14 protein-coding genes are annotated in these 15,373 nt (G+C 40.5%); 2 read left to right on the top strand and 12 right to left on the bottom strand.

Going from position 1 to position 15,373, the window contains the following annotated elements:
* Nucleotides 1-132: 132 nt before the first annotated feature.
* The 7 genes from V6C11_RS06845 to V6C11_RS06815 all read right to left on the bottom strand — a co-directional run bounded on the left by V6C11_RS06845 (nt 133) and on the right by V6C11_RS06815 (nt 5,435).
* A complete protein-coding gene (locus tag V6C11_RS06845; RefSeq protein WP_333530385.1) occupies nt 133-516 on the bottom strand; it encodes a DUF2294 domain-containing protein in 384 nt (127 codons plus the stop codon).
* Nucleotides 517-769: 253 nt separating this feature from the next.
* Complete coding sequence (locus V6C11_RS06840; protein ID WP_333530384.1) at nt 770-1,045, bottom strand: hypothetical protein; 276 nt, start codon at nt 1,043-1,045, stop codon at nt 770-772.
* 420 nt (nt 1,046-1,465) lie between these two features.
* The gene (locus V6C11_RS06835; RefSeq protein ID WP_333530383.1) at nt 1,466-3,187 is read right to left on the bottom strand and encodes a SulP family inorganic anion transporter; all 1,722 of its coding nucleotides are present in this window, start codon (nt 3,185-3,187) and stop codon (nt 1,466-1,468) included.
* A 274-nt stretch (nt 3,188-3,461) separates the two neighbouring features.
* Nucleotides 3,462-4,259, bottom strand: a complete 798-nt coding sequence (locus V6C11_RS06830) for a helix-turn-helix domain-containing protein (protein ID WP_333530466.1) — start codon at nt 4,257-4,259, stop codon at nt 3,462-3,464.
* Between the two features lie 19 nt (nt 4,260-4,278).
* Nucleotides 4,279-4,602 (bottom strand): hypothetical protein, encoded by a 324-nt coding sequence (locus V6C11_RS06825; protein WP_333530382.1) that lies wholly within the window; start codon nt 4,600-4,602, stop codon nt 4,279-4,281.
* Between the two features lie 30 nt (nt 4,603-4,632).
* Nucleotides 4,633-5,127, bottom strand: coding sequence for a CBS domain-containing protein (locus V6C11_RS06820; RefSeq protein ID WP_333530381.1), 495 nt, complete (start codon nt 5,125-5,127; stop codon nt 4,633-4,635).
* A gap of 149 nt (nt 5,128-5,276) precedes the next feature.
* Nucleotides 5,277-5,435: a hypothetical protein gene (locus tag V6C11_RS06815; protein WP_333530380.1), complete on the bottom strand. Its 159-nt coding sequence runs from the start codon at nt 5,433-5,435 to the stop codon at nt 5,277-5,279.
* Nucleotides 5,436-5,905: 470 nt separating this feature from the next.
* Between V6C11_RS06815 and V6C11_RS06810 the strand changes: the two genes are divergently transcribed.
* Both V6C11_RS06810 and V6C11_RS06805 read left to right on the top strand, forming a co-directional pair.
* The gene (locus V6C11_RS06810; RefSeq protein ID WP_333530379.1) at nt 5,906-7,432 is read left to right on the top strand and encodes an ATP-binding protein; all 1,527 of its coding nucleotides are present in this window, start codon (nt 5,906-5,908) and stop codon (nt 7,430-7,432) included.
* Nucleotides 7,425-8,780 (top strand): sigma-54-dependent transcriptional regulator, encoded by a 1,356-nt coding sequence (locus V6C11_RS06805; RefSeq protein ID WP_333530378.1) that lies wholly within the window; start codon nt 7,425-7,427, stop codon nt 8,778-8,780. The genes V6C11_RS06810 and V6C11_RS06805 overlap by 8 nt, the downstream gene beginning before the upstream one ends.
* A gap of 61 nt (nt 8,781-8,841) precedes the next feature.
* On the opposite strand, the gene ligD is transcribed toward V6C11_RS06805, so the two are convergent.
* From ligD to V6C11_RS06780, 5 genes are all read right to left on the bottom strand, one after another.
* A complete protein-coding gene (gene ligD, locus V6C11_RS06800; protein WP_333530377.1) occupies nt 8,842-9,816 on the bottom strand; it encodes a non-homologous end-joining DNA ligase in 975 nt (324 codons plus the stop codon).
* A 15-nt stretch (nt 9,817-9,831) separates the two neighbouring features.
* Complete coding sequence (ku, locus tag V6C11_RS06795) at nt 9,832-10,674, bottom strand: non-homologous end joining protein Ku (RefSeq protein WP_333530376.1); 843 nt, start codon at nt 10,672-10,674, stop codon at nt 9,832-9,834.
* Nucleotides 10,675-10,802: 128 nt separating this feature from the next.
* Complete coding sequence (locus V6C11_RS06790; protein ID WP_333530375.1) at nt 10,803-12,221, bottom strand: SpoVR family protein; 1,419 nt, start codon at nt 12,219-12,221, stop codon at nt 10,803-10,805.
* Nucleotides 12,222-12,226: 5 nt separating this feature from the next.
* A complete protein-coding gene (gene yhbH, locus V6C11_RS06785) occupies nt 12,227-13,378 on the bottom strand; it encodes a sporulation protein YhbH (protein ID WP_333530374.1) in 1,152 nt (383 codons plus the stop codon).
* 11 nt (nt 13,379-13,389) lie between these two features.
* Nucleotides 13,390-15,285 (bottom strand): PrkA family serine protein kinase, encoded by a 1,896-nt coding sequence (locus V6C11_RS06780; RefSeq protein ID WP_333530373.1) that lies wholly within the window; start codon nt 15,283-15,285, stop codon nt 13,390-13,392.
* Between the last annotated feature and the right edge of the window lie 88 nt (nt 15,286-15,373).

Raw genomic sequence — 15,373 nt, 5'->3', positions numbered from 1 at the left:
CCTTGAGAAAACAAAAAGACCAGCGTTCAACAAAGCAGATCAATCTGCCCTTTGATAACGCTGGTCTGTTATCACCAAGATTTGCTTAGTGAAATACCCACCAACTTGAGTGATCATCTGGTAACAGAACCCTTAAGAAAGAGCTTCGTCACCAGTGGATTTAATTTTCTTCTCTAAATTAGTGTCTAAAATAAAAACTTCTATGCATTCACCTGTTCGAATACTGATATCGCCATGACTGCTATTTACCTTGCATTGTGTAATATCCGTGATTATTTTTTCGATTTGTTCTACATAGGTGTCCCTAAGCTCCATCCTTAACTGCTTTACTAAGGCTCTACCCTTGCGGCTGCTACTGACATGCCTCTCTTCCTTCGTCAAAACCCCGGTGGATCGAATAATTACCATATCCCGGCAAATTATTGCCTTCGTACACTCGGGACCTCGACCAACCAGCAGCCTTTGAAATTTCACAAACTCATCACAAATCTTTTTTTCTATAACGGACTGTGACATATACCAGCCCCCTTATAATGACAAATTACCTAGGTTCAATTTGTCACTACTTTTGGTGGTTTAAATTTAATAAATCACAAAATTAATGTACAGGGTGATATTCGTTAATTTATGTGATTTTTATAACTTGTTCTTAAGCAATTAGCCTCCCGCTTTATTTTTCGTGGGATTAAATTTTTTTGTCATCACAGACACCTAATGGCTAATAAAAAAACCCCCGATTTAACTTTAAAATCAGGAGTTATACTTAACTTCACACTGCACTGGGTGCTATCTCTTTGTCTAAAAAGAATAGTCTTTCTCTCTTCTGGTTGACTTCCAATTCACCTTCCCGGCATCTAAAATGCTGACATTTGGTAGGAATTATGGCAATATCTGTTGTAATCATGTAATCAATTTCCTCGGGTGCCTGACGTTTTACTTCATCTTCAACTAGCTTAATGGCTTCTTGCATTAGACTACTTAGTCTTAATCTAATTTCACAGTTATCTTTTTCCGTACACAATCCACATTTGGAGAATCCAGCCATAAATCTACCCCCTTACACTATAAATATGACCGAAACTAAAAAAGCCAGCACAATGTACAACAAAAATTTTCGTTTACATGTGCTGGCCTACCCCATGCCAAGTTAGCCTTCGCATATTGTCTGCCTGTTATATTTTATATGCCTTATTCCGATGACATAATGCTTTGTCTTACCATAACGGTTTCGTGAAATTTTGTACAGCCCCAAAGAACATCTTTTAGTAAAAGTAGAGTCCTGTTACTAACTATTTCTTTTATATTCTTTAAATTACTTATACAGCATAAAAAAGCGATGCTTCATCGCTTCTTTATGCTGTATAAGTAATTAACTTTTTTCACAATCTGTAAAATATTTAGCCCGTCTATATTGTTTTAATTAAATAAATATAATAAAATATTGTCTCAATTTCCAAAATAGCCTTTAAGTATGCACATAACCTTCCTGATTACTGTAACTAACCTTTCGTACAAAGGAACTTGCTTCATCCAGGGGCTTGCCGGAGGTTGCAAACACTTCATCGTCTTCCATAAAAATATTTTCCTTGCCGATATGCTCCACAATATGCATTTTATCCAACATCTTAAGTATTCTTGGTGAAACACCTGTTAGAATAACCCGCTTGCCGTCACCATGGGCACGGTTTATGAACGCTTCAACAACCTCTAAAGCTGTGATATCGATAACGGAAATACCCTTAAAACGAATCATAAAGACCTTTGAGTCTGAATAGCCATCTGAAAGTTTTCTTTCCAAATCCGCGGATGAACCAAAATACAGGTTGCCTTCTAATTGGAATATAGCAATCGACGGACTTTGACCGTTGATGGACTGCTCCACAAACCTGCCATCATTAGCCTTAACTGGTGCCAGTGTTTTAACAGTGGCTACACCCGAATCCTTTAAGTAGAGTATTAAGGAAAGTGCTACACCGGCATAGATTGCCTGTTCAAGTTCGGGGGCCAAAATAGTTGTAAACATGGTAACCAATAAAACAACGGCGTCATTGCGGTTCGTCTTAACAACCTTGACCAGAGCCTTTTTATCGATCATGGAGTAGGCCACAACCATAATTACGCCCGCTAAACTAGCATTGGGAATATATCTGGCATAGGGAGCAAAGAAAATCAACACAATCAAGATAATAAAACCTACTAATACACCTGTCAGACGGGTTCTGCCGCCATTCTGGAAGGTAATGGCCGAACGGGTAAAGGAACCGGAACCAGCAATACTGCTAAAGAAGGCTCCGCCCATATTAGCAACACCCTGACCAATAAACTCCTGGTTGGGATCTATTTTTTGCAGAGTTTTAGAAGCAATGGCCTTAGAGATCGCTACTGCTTCCACAAGTCCAATGATAGCAATTACCACTGCCCCGGCACTAAGATCAACCGCAGCAGATAAACTAAAGTTAGGCATGCTTAGGGGTGGGATGGCTTGAGGAATTTCCCCTACTACCTTTATGCCATATTTTTCCAAATCAAAGACCATGACAAGGATTACCGATAGAACAACACCCAATAAAGCACCCGGAATGTTTTTGCTAATTCTTTTCGATATTAGAATAACTGCAATGGTAAATATCCCGATACCAAATGCCACATAATTCATTTTATCGAGGTTTTGGAAGCAAGCCACTACCTTGCCAACACTGGATAAGTGACCAGAGGGAAGCTTAACCCCTAGCAGATTATTGAGTTGCCCCATGGCAATAATGATACCGGCACCGGCTGTAAACCCAACAATCACGGCATGGGATACATAGTTTACCAGCGACCCAAGTCTAAAGGTACCCATGATAAACTGTATGGCACCAACCATGAAGGTAAGTAAAAACAGGTTGCCAAAAAAATTATCCTGCCCTATATAGGCGGCCATATAAGCAGCTATTAACAAGGAGATGGCATTGGTTGGACCTGTGGCCAACTGATTTGAGCTGCCAAAGGAGGATGCTAAGATGGTTAAGACAATCCCTGCATAAAGCCCATAGGCAGGGTGTACACCGGCAATCATGGCATAGGCCATTGTTTGGGGTAACGCAACCACGGCTACAGTTACTGCCGCGATAAAGTCAAAACGAAAGTCCTTTTTATCATAGTTTCTCAAGGTGTCCAATATGGGTACGTACTTTAAAATATTCATAGTACATGCCTCCACAAATAATTTTTCGTTAACAATAAGGTGCTGTAGACATGATGTAATTAAGGAGCAAATGTGAAATTTAGAGCTTCGTTAGTTGCAAAAAATTCTTGTTTTTATTTGTTTTTATCGCCAGTTAAATTAAGGTCACCCTCTTATACTGCACATCCTCTCCCCTCTACCTATTTAGCATTATCAAAATGCATAAGTTTTTAAGGATGCTACTATTAAACTTCCATGACGTTAATACACCATTTAAGGAATAAAAATTTAATCTTTAATAACTAATTAAGTACTTACTCTTGGTAGATACCACATCATTTTTATCTAGTCTTCTTAATCTATTGTGGTGCAGAATGTCTTTACAGTTATGAAGAACCTTAAAACGAAGATGCCCAGGCTCAATGATATCGACTTCTTTTCCCCAACTCGTCAGCAAGCCGGCCATTTCTTTGCCTCTTTTGGTGCGAATTTGAACTAAGGATGAACCGTCCTTTAGCTTTTGTTTGGAGATAATGTCACCACCTAGAACTTGATATACACTACTAAGAACCTTTGCGGATACCCTAATTTTTATCTCCTCCCAAGAACTTTCGGATGTTTTTGAAATAATCATTGTCTGACGACTGGCGTATAATGCGTCATCACTTGTAAAGGAGAACAAAGGTATTTCAAGAGGGATAACTATTCCCACTTGGCACATGCATTTCCGGACTAATAATTCTTGTAAAAAATAACGAGCATACAGTATTTCATTCTTAACAAAGTCAAGTTCTGATAACATATTCAACATTAATAACTCACCGGAAGAATCCTGTTCCTTTTCTCTTAGGGTGTAACCCCCTGGATATTCGGGATTATGACTGGCTGTTTTTAAAATTTCATAACCCATTTTTTGCAATTCGTTTAAATAACGATAAATCTGCCTGGTACTTACACCACATTTCAACGCTAAGTATTCCAGTGATGCACCACCACAGTCACTATAATCCCTTAATTCACTTAACATTATTTTTAAATTTTCCCCGTGGTTATGTTTAGCCTTGCGATTTAACTTTTTATCCAATACAATCACTCCATCACTTTTTACTCTCTTAATGGTAGAAATATTGGAGGATTTTTGCTTCGCCGGATGCATAGTCCGTTTGGGCTTCCACCAGCACTTGTAAAACCCTTAGCTTTTCTTCCGCATCCATATTTACCAATGCTGCTAAAATACTATTTAGATCAAACCCAACAACACCTTTACATATTAGATCAGTCAAAACCAAACTAGTGCTTAACAGGTTAGCATTTAAATGCGGGTATGCTGCACAGAGCTTGGTGGCACTAGCCAACTTATCTAGATCTAATCGCTCGGAAATATTCTCCATTGCCCAAAGGCAACCTCGTTTTTTTAGGTAAGATTCCAGTTCCATTTTTACCCCTCACTCTTGTAAGCTAAAGGATTAGAAGGTATTTGCTTCTACCAATTCGCTCACTTCTTTAAATATTTCCACCGCCCTAATCATGCCAACTATTTCTTCCTTCTCTTCAACCGGCACCAATTCAATTTCATGATTGGTCAGCAGTAAAATCGCTTCCAGAATACTGTCACTCACCTGAAGCCTTTCTGCCTGAACAGGTTGCATGACATCCTTAACCTTTTTATCCGCCTGGGATAAGCAAACAGCCTCAAATATCCCATCCCAACATTTTGCTCCATCACGTTCAACCGGAATCGATCGAATAATGTCTCGAAAACTTAGCGTTCCAACCAATTGCTTTTTATTATTGAATACAAGTACAGACCGATGGGCCTGTGATCCAGCCATTTGCCCAGAATAGAAAGTGTTTTTTAGAACAAACATAGCGTCCCGTAAAGAATTCTCCAAAAATACAGTTGCATAGTCCTGAATAGGCACCATGATATCTCGTACTTTTTTTTCCGTATTACAGGGCACTAATACTCACACCCTTTATTTAGAAAAACTTGACTGACGCATACCCTAAAGCCAAACTTGATCTAAGGTGTCCTCCGGATATGACGTCGGCCTTCGTTTAGCCCTTTTGTATACCTGAAAGTTTTGCTCCCGATGATATACCCAGAAAACTAAGCATCTAAAATATCTTCTTTCAGTTCCTCATCTTTCCCCAGGGAACGATATTTCCTAATGACTTCCACAATTAATTCACTGGTTTCAATTTCATTGTGAATGTTACAAGCATCAAATTTCTCCTGAACCCATTCGATAAATTGTGCACTTGTCATATAAAGACCTCCCCATTTTAATCATCATAACCCACTGAGCATATTCTTGTTGTCGTAATTCAGACTGATTGATTGTTTTCAAGCACTAAATAATCCTAAGATCACTAGGAGTTGCTTTTTTTGGTCAAAAGCAAACATTTTCATTTCTGCAATTCTTCAAATATGCTATAATGTAACCCAAGCAAAGACCTATATATTTTTTATTCTTTTATTATTATCTTTAATGCAATCTTGATGCCAACCATAAAACGTTATAGCTAGCGGCTTTGTATTTTTAAAATTGTTTGTTTTTAAACAACGCTACCTTCCCGCAGCATTTTTTAGCCTACCCACCATTTAGTTCCGAAAAAAATCCTTACTGCGCCTGGTTTTGTGATTACCGTAACAAATACCAATGCGCTGTCTGTTTTAAAGCAGTTAATTTTTTTAAATGTATATTATTGAACACTTCAAAGGGGAGGTAGGATGCTTTGTTACCAACCTTAAAAAATAAATCCTTTGCCATTCAAATAATGGTTTTGGTCTCCGCTATCTTATTGATTCCAATTTTAGTCATGGTTTATGATATTTTCTTTTCCGGTGCCAAGGATGAAATGTTATTAAAAACCAAGGAAGAACGCCTGGGTACCATTGTTAAGGCAACCGTGAGTTCTTTAGATAAACATCTGGAACAATCGGTTAAAAATGGTTTTGTAGAGGATCAATATAAAAAGTCTTTGGAAGAGGCCTTTAAAGTTACCGCCAAGCCATTAACTGATGCCAATCCTGGTGTGCGTCTGGGCCTTTATCTGGCAGATTCAAAGGAAATTTATGTTTTTGGTTTTTTGCATGAATATCGTCCAGAGAAACCCTCGGATGTAAAAGCCAGGGAGCAAAGGATATTTGATGAGGCTTCTTCCGGAATAGTAGCGGTGTCTGCCACGAAAAAGCCATTATCCCGGATCACCGGATCACTGGGAGATCAAGCCTTTGAATGTTTAATGCCTGTCGTACTTAACGGGGAGCTCATTGCTGTTGCGTGGGCAGATGAGCGTGTGCATCCAGTTTTTGCCCAAAGCAGACAGTTTAGTTTTATTACCAGGTACCTAACCTTACTGGGATTATTCTTCGGTCTAGGTGCAGCCCTCTATGTGATTCACAATTTAGCATCTGAAATTCAAGTTATTAAAAAAGGGCTGTTGAGCATGGAGGAAGACCTTGATAAACGGCTGCCGGCCATGCCTGGGGAGATCGGGGAAGTGGTGCAGTCCATTAATAACCTGGCAGCTTCGCTAAAGGAGAAAAAAAGGCTGCAAGATGAATTAATGAGGTCGGAGAGGCTGGTGGCTCTGGGACGACTGGTTACGGGAGTAGCCCATGAATTGAGAAACCCTTTGGGCATCGTTAGAGCCACGGTTCAAGTCATGGAGGGAGAATACAAAAATCTGGAAGGAATAAAAGACTATTCCAAGGTCATTTGTGAGCAAATTGACAGAGGAAATAAAGTTATTCAAGAATTATTGGACTTTGGCAGACCCAGTAAACCAATTGTCAGTCCAACGGATTTAAATTGGTTGCTTGAATCTGTCCTTACCTTTACCCACCCCATGCTGAGACAGAATAATATTAAATTAATGAAAGAATATGCATCACTACCTAAGGCAAACATTGATTCGGACCGCATTAAGCAGGTCTTTGTCAATTTAATTATCAATGCCATTCAGGCCATGCCTGACGGTGGCAGCCTAACAATTAGAACCTTTGCTGAAAAGGATTATCTTATCGTACAATTTAGCGATACTGGAAAAGGTATTACGGCTAAGGATCTCCCCCGCATATTTGACCCCTTCTATACCACAAAGGAGGATGGGGCTGGCCTTGGCCTATCCATCTGTCATCAGATCATTCATCTGCACAAAGGGGCCATCTGGGTGTCGAATACGTCACCAGCAGGCACAACCTTTGATGTTCGTTTACCCCAATCCAACCCACAGGAAGGAAGTGTTGTGATTGAATAAAATATTAGTAATTGACGATGAAGAGCATATGTGTTGGGCCTTGGAAAAGGGACTTCGCCAAGAGGGTTACCAGGTTTTTACCGCCACCAGAGGTAGTCAGGGTCTTGATATTATCCGCAAGGAAACTCCATCATTGGTTATCTTAGATTTAAAAATGCCAGAAATGAATGGGTTGGAGGTACTGATTAAGGCTAAGGATATGCTCCCCAAATTACCTGTGATTATGATTACGGCCCATGGCACAATTGATACTGCCATCGAAGCGATGAAATTAGGGGCCACTGACTATATTACCAAGCCCTTTGATCTGGATGAGCTTAAATTAGTGGTTAAGCAGGCTTTAATGGTTAGCCATTTGCAAGAAGAGGTAACCTTTTATCGTTCGGAAATAAATAAAAGGTATGGCCAAATTGTTGGCAACAGTCAGGAAATTCAAGAAGTCTGTTCTTTAATAGAAAAGGTTGCAGATAGTAGTGCCACGGTTTTAATAACAGGTGAAAGTGGCACCGGCAAAGAAATAACAGCCCTTTCTATCCATCAATTAAGTTTCCGTCGGGAAAAGCCCTTTGTGCCCATTAACTGTGCCGCACTTCCTGAGTCCCTATTGGAAAGTGAGCTATTCGGACATGAAAAAGGTGCCTTTACTGGGGCGGTGGCTAGAAAACTGGGACGATTTGAATTAGCTCATGAGGGTACTCTTTTTCTGGATGAAATCACCGAAATGCCCCTGTCCATGCAGGTAAAACTCCTGCGTGTATTGCAAGAAAGGGAATTTGAAAGGGTTGGCGGCACCGACAGTATAAAAATCGATGTTCGAGTTATCGCAGCCACCAATAGAGATCCCCTTGAATGTATTAAAAATGGTACCTTCCGAGAGGATCTATATTACCGGCTCAATGTTTTACCCATTCATTTGCCTCCCCTAAGGGAGCGTAAAGAGGACATACCCTTATTGGTTATGCATTTTATAAAAAAATTCAACCCTTCACGGGAGCAAAGAATGTCTCCGAATGCTATGGGTTTATTGATGTCCTACGAATGGCCCGGCAATATTCGTGAGTTGCAAAACGTTATCGAAAGAGCCATTATTTTAGCTCAGGGGAACGAAATAAACCCCCATAACCTGCCAAAGGAAATTCAAAAGACGGATAATACGAAGGTCGCGTCAAACCAAAAACTTATCATTAATTTCCCTGAGAAAGGCATCTCCTTTGATGAAGTGGAAAAGGAACTAATTTTATTAGCCCTGGAAAAAAGCCAGGGCAATCAGACCAAAGCTGCCCAATTGCTAGGTATTACCCGCTCCGCATTGCTTTACAGGGCTCAAAAGTATCAAATAAAGCTATAAATTTGGTGGTTAGTGGTTGGTCGTGGGTTTTGGCCGTGGGCTTTTGATGCATGTTATGTTTTTAGGTCTTTGGCTCATGGCTCACGGCCAATTGCTTTATCGTACACTCCTCCGGCTTCTTATCTTCCCTAAGCCCCTGATAGCTTGGGTGCCTTAGGCGACCATCCGGGCTTACCTCTGTGTAGGTCACTTCGCATACCAATTGGGGTTTGACCCAAAGAGGAGCACGAAATTCCCCTTTGCTTGGGGTAAAAACTGCGGCATAAGTTTTGATTTGATTCAGCTCTGTCAATAAATGTGCTTCCTCATCCCGGGTAAAGCCTGTCCCCACCTTCCCTACATAAACCCATTCCCCTTGATGAAAGCAAACCAGTACGAGGGAACCAAGTCTTCTGTATCCATCACCTTTTTCCCAGCCAGCAATGACCAACTCTGCTGTTTTATTGTTGCGTATTTTTCTCCAAGTAGTTGCCCTTTTTCCAGGAGTATAAAGGCTATCTAACCGTTTGGCCATGATGCCCTCAAGACCTACCTTTTTAACCGCCTCACTAAATTCAATGCCTGAACCATAAACATACTGTGACACAATTAAATCGGGACCCTGCTCTACCGTTTCTTCTAAGGCTGTTTTTCTTTGCGCCAAAGGTAGATGCATCATGCTAATACCGTCTTGATACAAAATATCAAAGGCTATAAAGGTCGCTGGCATTACTTTGGCCAATCTTTTTACTATTAGCGAATCAGCTATTTTACCCCGGGATTGCAACTTACTAAAGGAAGGTTTCCCTTCATCTAAGACCACTATTTCACCGTCAAGGATTACTGGTTTGTTGCTTACCTTTTGATGAAGTTGCTGCAATTCGGGAAATCTTGCTGTCAAATCCATAAGGTTACGTGATAAAATTGTAGTTTCTTGTTCCAGGTAGGCCAGTCCCCTATAACCATCCCATTTTATTTCATATAAAAAGTCATCACTATTAAAGGGTTCTGCTGGTATGGCTAACATCGGCTTTATCTTCGGCAAAACTTTACGCATGACTTCGCTTCCTTATCATGAAGCCGTTGCTTTTTTAGCCCTGCTGGCTTTCTTCTTAACGGTCTCCGTTTGCTTGTTATTATCCTTTTCTTTTTGGGCCAGATCGATACTGGCCTTTAAAGCCGACATTAGATCCACAACCTTTTCAGTTTGTGCAGTGGGTACTGTTTCCACTTCTTCGCCGGCGATCTTTGCTTGGATTACTTCTAAGAGCTGTTGCCGATAATCATCGGTGTATTTTTCTGGTTGAAAGGCTGCTGACAAATTATTAATTAAACTTACCGCCATTTTCAATTCATTGTCATGGAGTTCTACTTTATAATCCAATTCAGGGATACCCTGTGGTTTTCTAACCTCGTCGGGATAAAACATGGTGCTTATACTAAGAATTCCTTCGGCGACCCGGATGGCAGCCAGTGATTCCTTATTACGAATAACCACTTTGGCAATGGCTACCTTACCTGTTTCCTGCATGGATTTTTTCAGTAGTTCAAAGACCTTTTGGCCTCCCTCCCCCGGTGCCAGGTAATAGCCCTTTTCAAAATACAATGGATCAATGTCGGTTAAATCTACAAAATCAACGATATTAATACTGCGACTGCCCTCCACCGGTAAACTCTCAAAATCTTCATCCTTCATTACTACATATCTTCCCTTTTCGTACTCATAGCCCCTGACGATTTCCTCATTATTAATTTCTGTATCGCAATAGGGGCAATATCTGCGATATTGTACGGGCGTTTTGCATTTTTCATGTAAATAATTAAATTTGACATTTTTCTTTTCTGTGGCAGCATACATTTTAACCGGGACATAGACTAAACCAAAACTAATGGCACCTTTCCAAAGGGGTCTCATCATTCATCCTCCTGCTTTTTTTCTTAGTATGTCCCCCTCGCTAGCAAAAAGTCTCCTATACCAACCATAAATACATGAACCAGCAGAAAAATCCGCTTCCCTTATGTATGGGCAGCGGATTTTTTATTTCATAGAAATTTTCGATTGCCCTTTTCCCCGTCAAAGGAAAATAAAGCCGGTTTATTATCGATTTTGGTTTCCAGGTGAACGGGTCGGTTCCAAAGATTATAAACATGAATGAGTGTCTTTTCCAGATATTTAATATCAAGTTCCCTGTTTTCAAAGATATTTTTTAAGTATAACTCTCCCCGCAGGTCATAATCCCCATCTTCCACCATAATCACAGGAATACCGCAATTGGTCATACTGCTTACCAGATGGTCCCTGACCTTCTCCCAATTTTTCTCTACGATCTTCCAATCATGCCCAATTTTTCTGTAAAGGTATAAATCCAGTTCCTCCACAAGTTCCTTTGTTAGGTAATTTCTCAGAAAGGATGCATCATTATCGATTTCCCTGATTTCAAATATTTTCTCTCTGCCAGCACCCGCCCCATATTCTTGATCCCATCTTTTTTCTATATCCTCAAACATTTTTAGACCAAGGTAATAGGGGTTGATGCTGTTGCGGGAGGGCAGGATAACACCCGCGTTCATCTTGGCAAACTCAATCACTTCTGCTTCATCTAAGTCCATTTCTCTCATAATTCTCAGATGCCAATAGGTGGCCCAGCCTTCATTCATAATCTTAGTCTGCATTTGAGGCCAAAAATAGATCATTTCATCCCTTAGGGTTGATAAAATATCCAATTGCCATTCTTCCAAACCCTTGGCATTTTCCATAATAAATAAAAGCAGATCTTTTTCTGGTTGCTGTGGCAGGGTCTTTTTCTTTCTGGCACAGTTTCCTTGACAATTACAGCTAGGGGCTGACTTTTCCAGGTTCCATAGGTCATCATAGGGAGTCCCCTTATCGTTACCGGAACAGCATACTTTTTCCTTTTTCTCTTGGTCCCTAGGATCCTTTTGCTTAATCATCCTGTGGGGTTCAATATGCTCCTGAACGGACATAACCGTGTCAATAAAGGACTCCACCCTTTGTTGGCCGTGAATTAATTCATACTGGCGAATTCTTTCTGCTGCCACGGCCATCGATTCAATAATGTCTTTAGGATTGGTAGAGCTAAAATAAACATTGTTTTTAAAAAAATCACAATGGGCCAGCACATGGGCTGAGACCATTTTATTTTGAATAATTGTATTGCCCTCTAATAGGAAGGCATAGCAGGGGTCTGAATTTATAACCATTTCATAAATTCTGCTTAGGTTATAATCGTATTGCGTTTTCATACGGTGATAGTTTTTGCCGAAACTCCAGTGGGTATAGCGAGTTGGCATACCATAGGCACCAAAGGTATAAATGATATCACCGGGACATATTTCAAAACGCATGGGATAAAAATCCAGATTAAACCCCCTGGCAATTTCAATCATTTTCGGGATAGCTTCTTCCAGTTGTCGTATTTCTTCTGTGATTTGATCTCTCATTGAGTTTACCCTCCCTCTTGGTCGGGTTTTTTAAAGAACGCTTTTAAGGCAGGATATACCCCTGATTTATCTCGAATCGTCACACTGAGAAAGCGGGAATGGTTTAGCTTTTTAAAGAATGAATTTAAGGTGCTGGTATAGTAGTAGGGGCCTTCTATTTCCCCATAACCCACCAGACTGCACTTACTCAATAACTGATCGATTAATTGAATACATTTTTCATTATCACTGGTCAGGTTATCACCGTCCGAGAAATGAAAAGCATATATATTGTAATCATCCTTTGGGTATCGGGCATTAATTAAATCCAGGGCAAGCTGATAAACGGATGAACAACGGGTTCCCCCACTTTCTCCCTTGGTAAAGAACTCTTCTTCACTGACCTCTTTGGCCTCGGTGTGGTGTGCCAGAAATACGATTTCGACATTTTGGTATTTGGTCCTGAGAAAACGAACCATCCAGAAAAAAAAGCTCCTGGCAATATACTTTTCAAAGGGTCCCATGGAACCGGAAGTATCCATCATGGCTAGGACCACGGCACTGGATTCAAATTTAGGTACAACCTCCCAGGTTTTATACCTTAGATCCTCCGGGGTGATACCATGAATACCAGGTTTACCCTTTAATGCATTCCGCTTCAAAACTTCCAGTATGGTTCTTTTACGGTCAACATTACTTTGAATCCCAATCTTACGAACGTCCCGAAATTCTACGGACTCGGAAGCTAACTTTTTATTCTTTTTTTCTTCTAAATTGGGCAGGCTCAAATCCTCAAAGACAATTTGCTCTATTTCATCGATGGTAACATCTGCCTCATAATAGTCATGACCGGGATCTTCACCCGCTCCGGGGCCTTTGCCCGGGGCCTGTTGCCCAGGATCGCTGCCCAGTATATCGCCAACCTTACTTTTTCCGTCCCCCTGCCCCGTATGTTTCTGTTTTCTAAAATCATAACGAAAGCGATATTGTTCCAGCGAACGAATAGGTACCTTAACCACTCTCTGGCCATCGGACAAAATAATACTTTCTTCACTAACAATATCTGCCAGGTTCTTTTTGATTGCTTCACGTACCTTTTCACGGTGACGGTGTTGGTCAACCTCACCTTTACGGTGAAGTGACCAATCCTCCCTCGATATTATAAAACTATATGTCACTGCTATCACTCCTAGCGGCTTAACAAGCTACCTACATATTTTAGAAGCTCATTGGCACAAACAGGGCAATATCCATGTTCAGCAATTAATCTGGCACTTACTTCGTTGATTCTTTTTAGCTGCTCTCCATCCGGGGTTTTGCTCGATGTCGTAATTTTTACAATATCCTTTAAATCCGCGAAAAGCTTTTTCTCAATGGCTTCTCTTAATCTTTCATGGCTGTTGTAATTGAACCTTCTATTTTTCCTGGCGTAGCTAGACAAACGAATTAAGATTTCTTCTCGGAAGGCCTTTTTGGCATTTTCTGATATGCCAATTTGTTCCTCAACGGACCGCATTAGTTTCTCATCGGGATCCATTTCCTCATCGGTAATTGGGTCTTTGATTTTAACACCATTACAGAAGGCTTCTACATTATCCAAGTAGTTATTAAACAATACCTTGGCAGATTCTTCGAAGGAATAAACAAAGGCCTTTTGCACTTCTTTTTTAGCCATTTCATCGTATTCTTTACGGGCAATGGAAATGAAGTTGAGCAGCCTTTCTTTTTCCTCTTGGGTTATGGAAGGATGCTGGTCAAGACCATCCTTGATTGCCCTTAATACATCCAGGGGATTGATACATTGGGTATTGGTTCGAATAAGGGCAGAGGACAAGCGGTTTATTACATAGCGTGGATCAACCCCGCTCATGCCCTCATCAATTGCTTCATTTTGAAGCTCTTTTAAATCCTTTTGTTTGAAACCCTCCACGTCTTCTCCGTCATAAAGCTTCATTTTCTTTACAATATCCATGCCCTGTTTTTTCGATTCCTTTAATCTGGACAAAACGGAGAAAACGCTGGCAACCTTTAAGGCATGAGGGGCTATATGAATAGCACTTAAATCGCTTTGTTTGATTAACTTTTCATATATTTTCACTTCATCCGTGACCTTTAAATTGTAAGGTATTTTCATGACAATAATACGTGACTGAAGTGCCTCATTTTTCTTATTGCTAATAAATGTGCGATACTCATTTTCGTTGGTATGAGCAATGATCATTTCATCCGCATAAATCAAGGCAAATCTGCCGGCCTTGAAATTGCCTTCCTGGGATAGGGACAACAGGTTCCAAAGGAATTTTTCGTCGCATTTAAGCATTTCCTGGAACTCCATCAGACCACGGTTGGATATATTTAATTCACCGTCAAAACGATAGGCCCTGGGATCAGACTCAGATCCATATTCAGCAATGGTTGAAAAATCGATACTGCCGGTCAAGTCGGCAATATCCTGGGATTTGGGATCTGAAGGGGTGAAGGTACCAATTCCTGTACGGTTATCCTCTGACAGGAAAACTCTTTCCACCTGGACATTTTCTATTTTACCGCCATACTCAGTTTCCAGCATCATACGGCAAGATGGACAAAGCTCACCCTCAATATAAACGCCATATTCCTTCGAAAACTCTTCCCTTAGTTCCTTGGGAATTAGATGCAGGGGTTCCTCATGCATCGGACAACCTTTAATGCCGTAGAGGGCACCCTTTTCCGTTCGACTGAATTGTTCCAGTCCACTTTTAAGCATGGCAACCAAGGTAGACTTACCACCGCTTACCGGACCCATTAACAAAAGAATTCTCTTGCGAACATCGAGACGACGGGCTGCCGGATGAAAGTATTCTTCCACTAATTTTTCCAGTGGTTTATCCAGGCCAAATATTTCCTTCGAAAAGAATTTATATTCCTTACTGCTTTCTTTCTCATTGACCCCAGCTTCTTTAATCATATTGTATATCCTAGCATGGGCCAATTGAGTTATATAGGGCTTTTCCTTGACTATTTTTAGATAATCGTGAAAAGAACCCTGCCAAGCTAGACTATTTTCTAATGATCGGTAATCTTCCAAACGCTTAAGAAAATCCACCCCTTTTATCACTCCTTTGCACTAGAAATCGGTTAGACAAAACTTACTATAAAATTTATATGCCGACCGTGATATAAAAAGACGGTTT

Origin of the sequence: Desulfotomaculum sp. 1211_IL3151, assembly GCF_036763075.1 — a bacterium.
Taxonomy (GTDB): domain Bacteria; phylum Bacillota; class Desulfotomaculia; order Desulfotomaculales; family Desulfotomaculaceae; genus Desulfotomaculum.
This window is presented reverse-complemented; position numbering and strand designations above follow the sequence as displayed.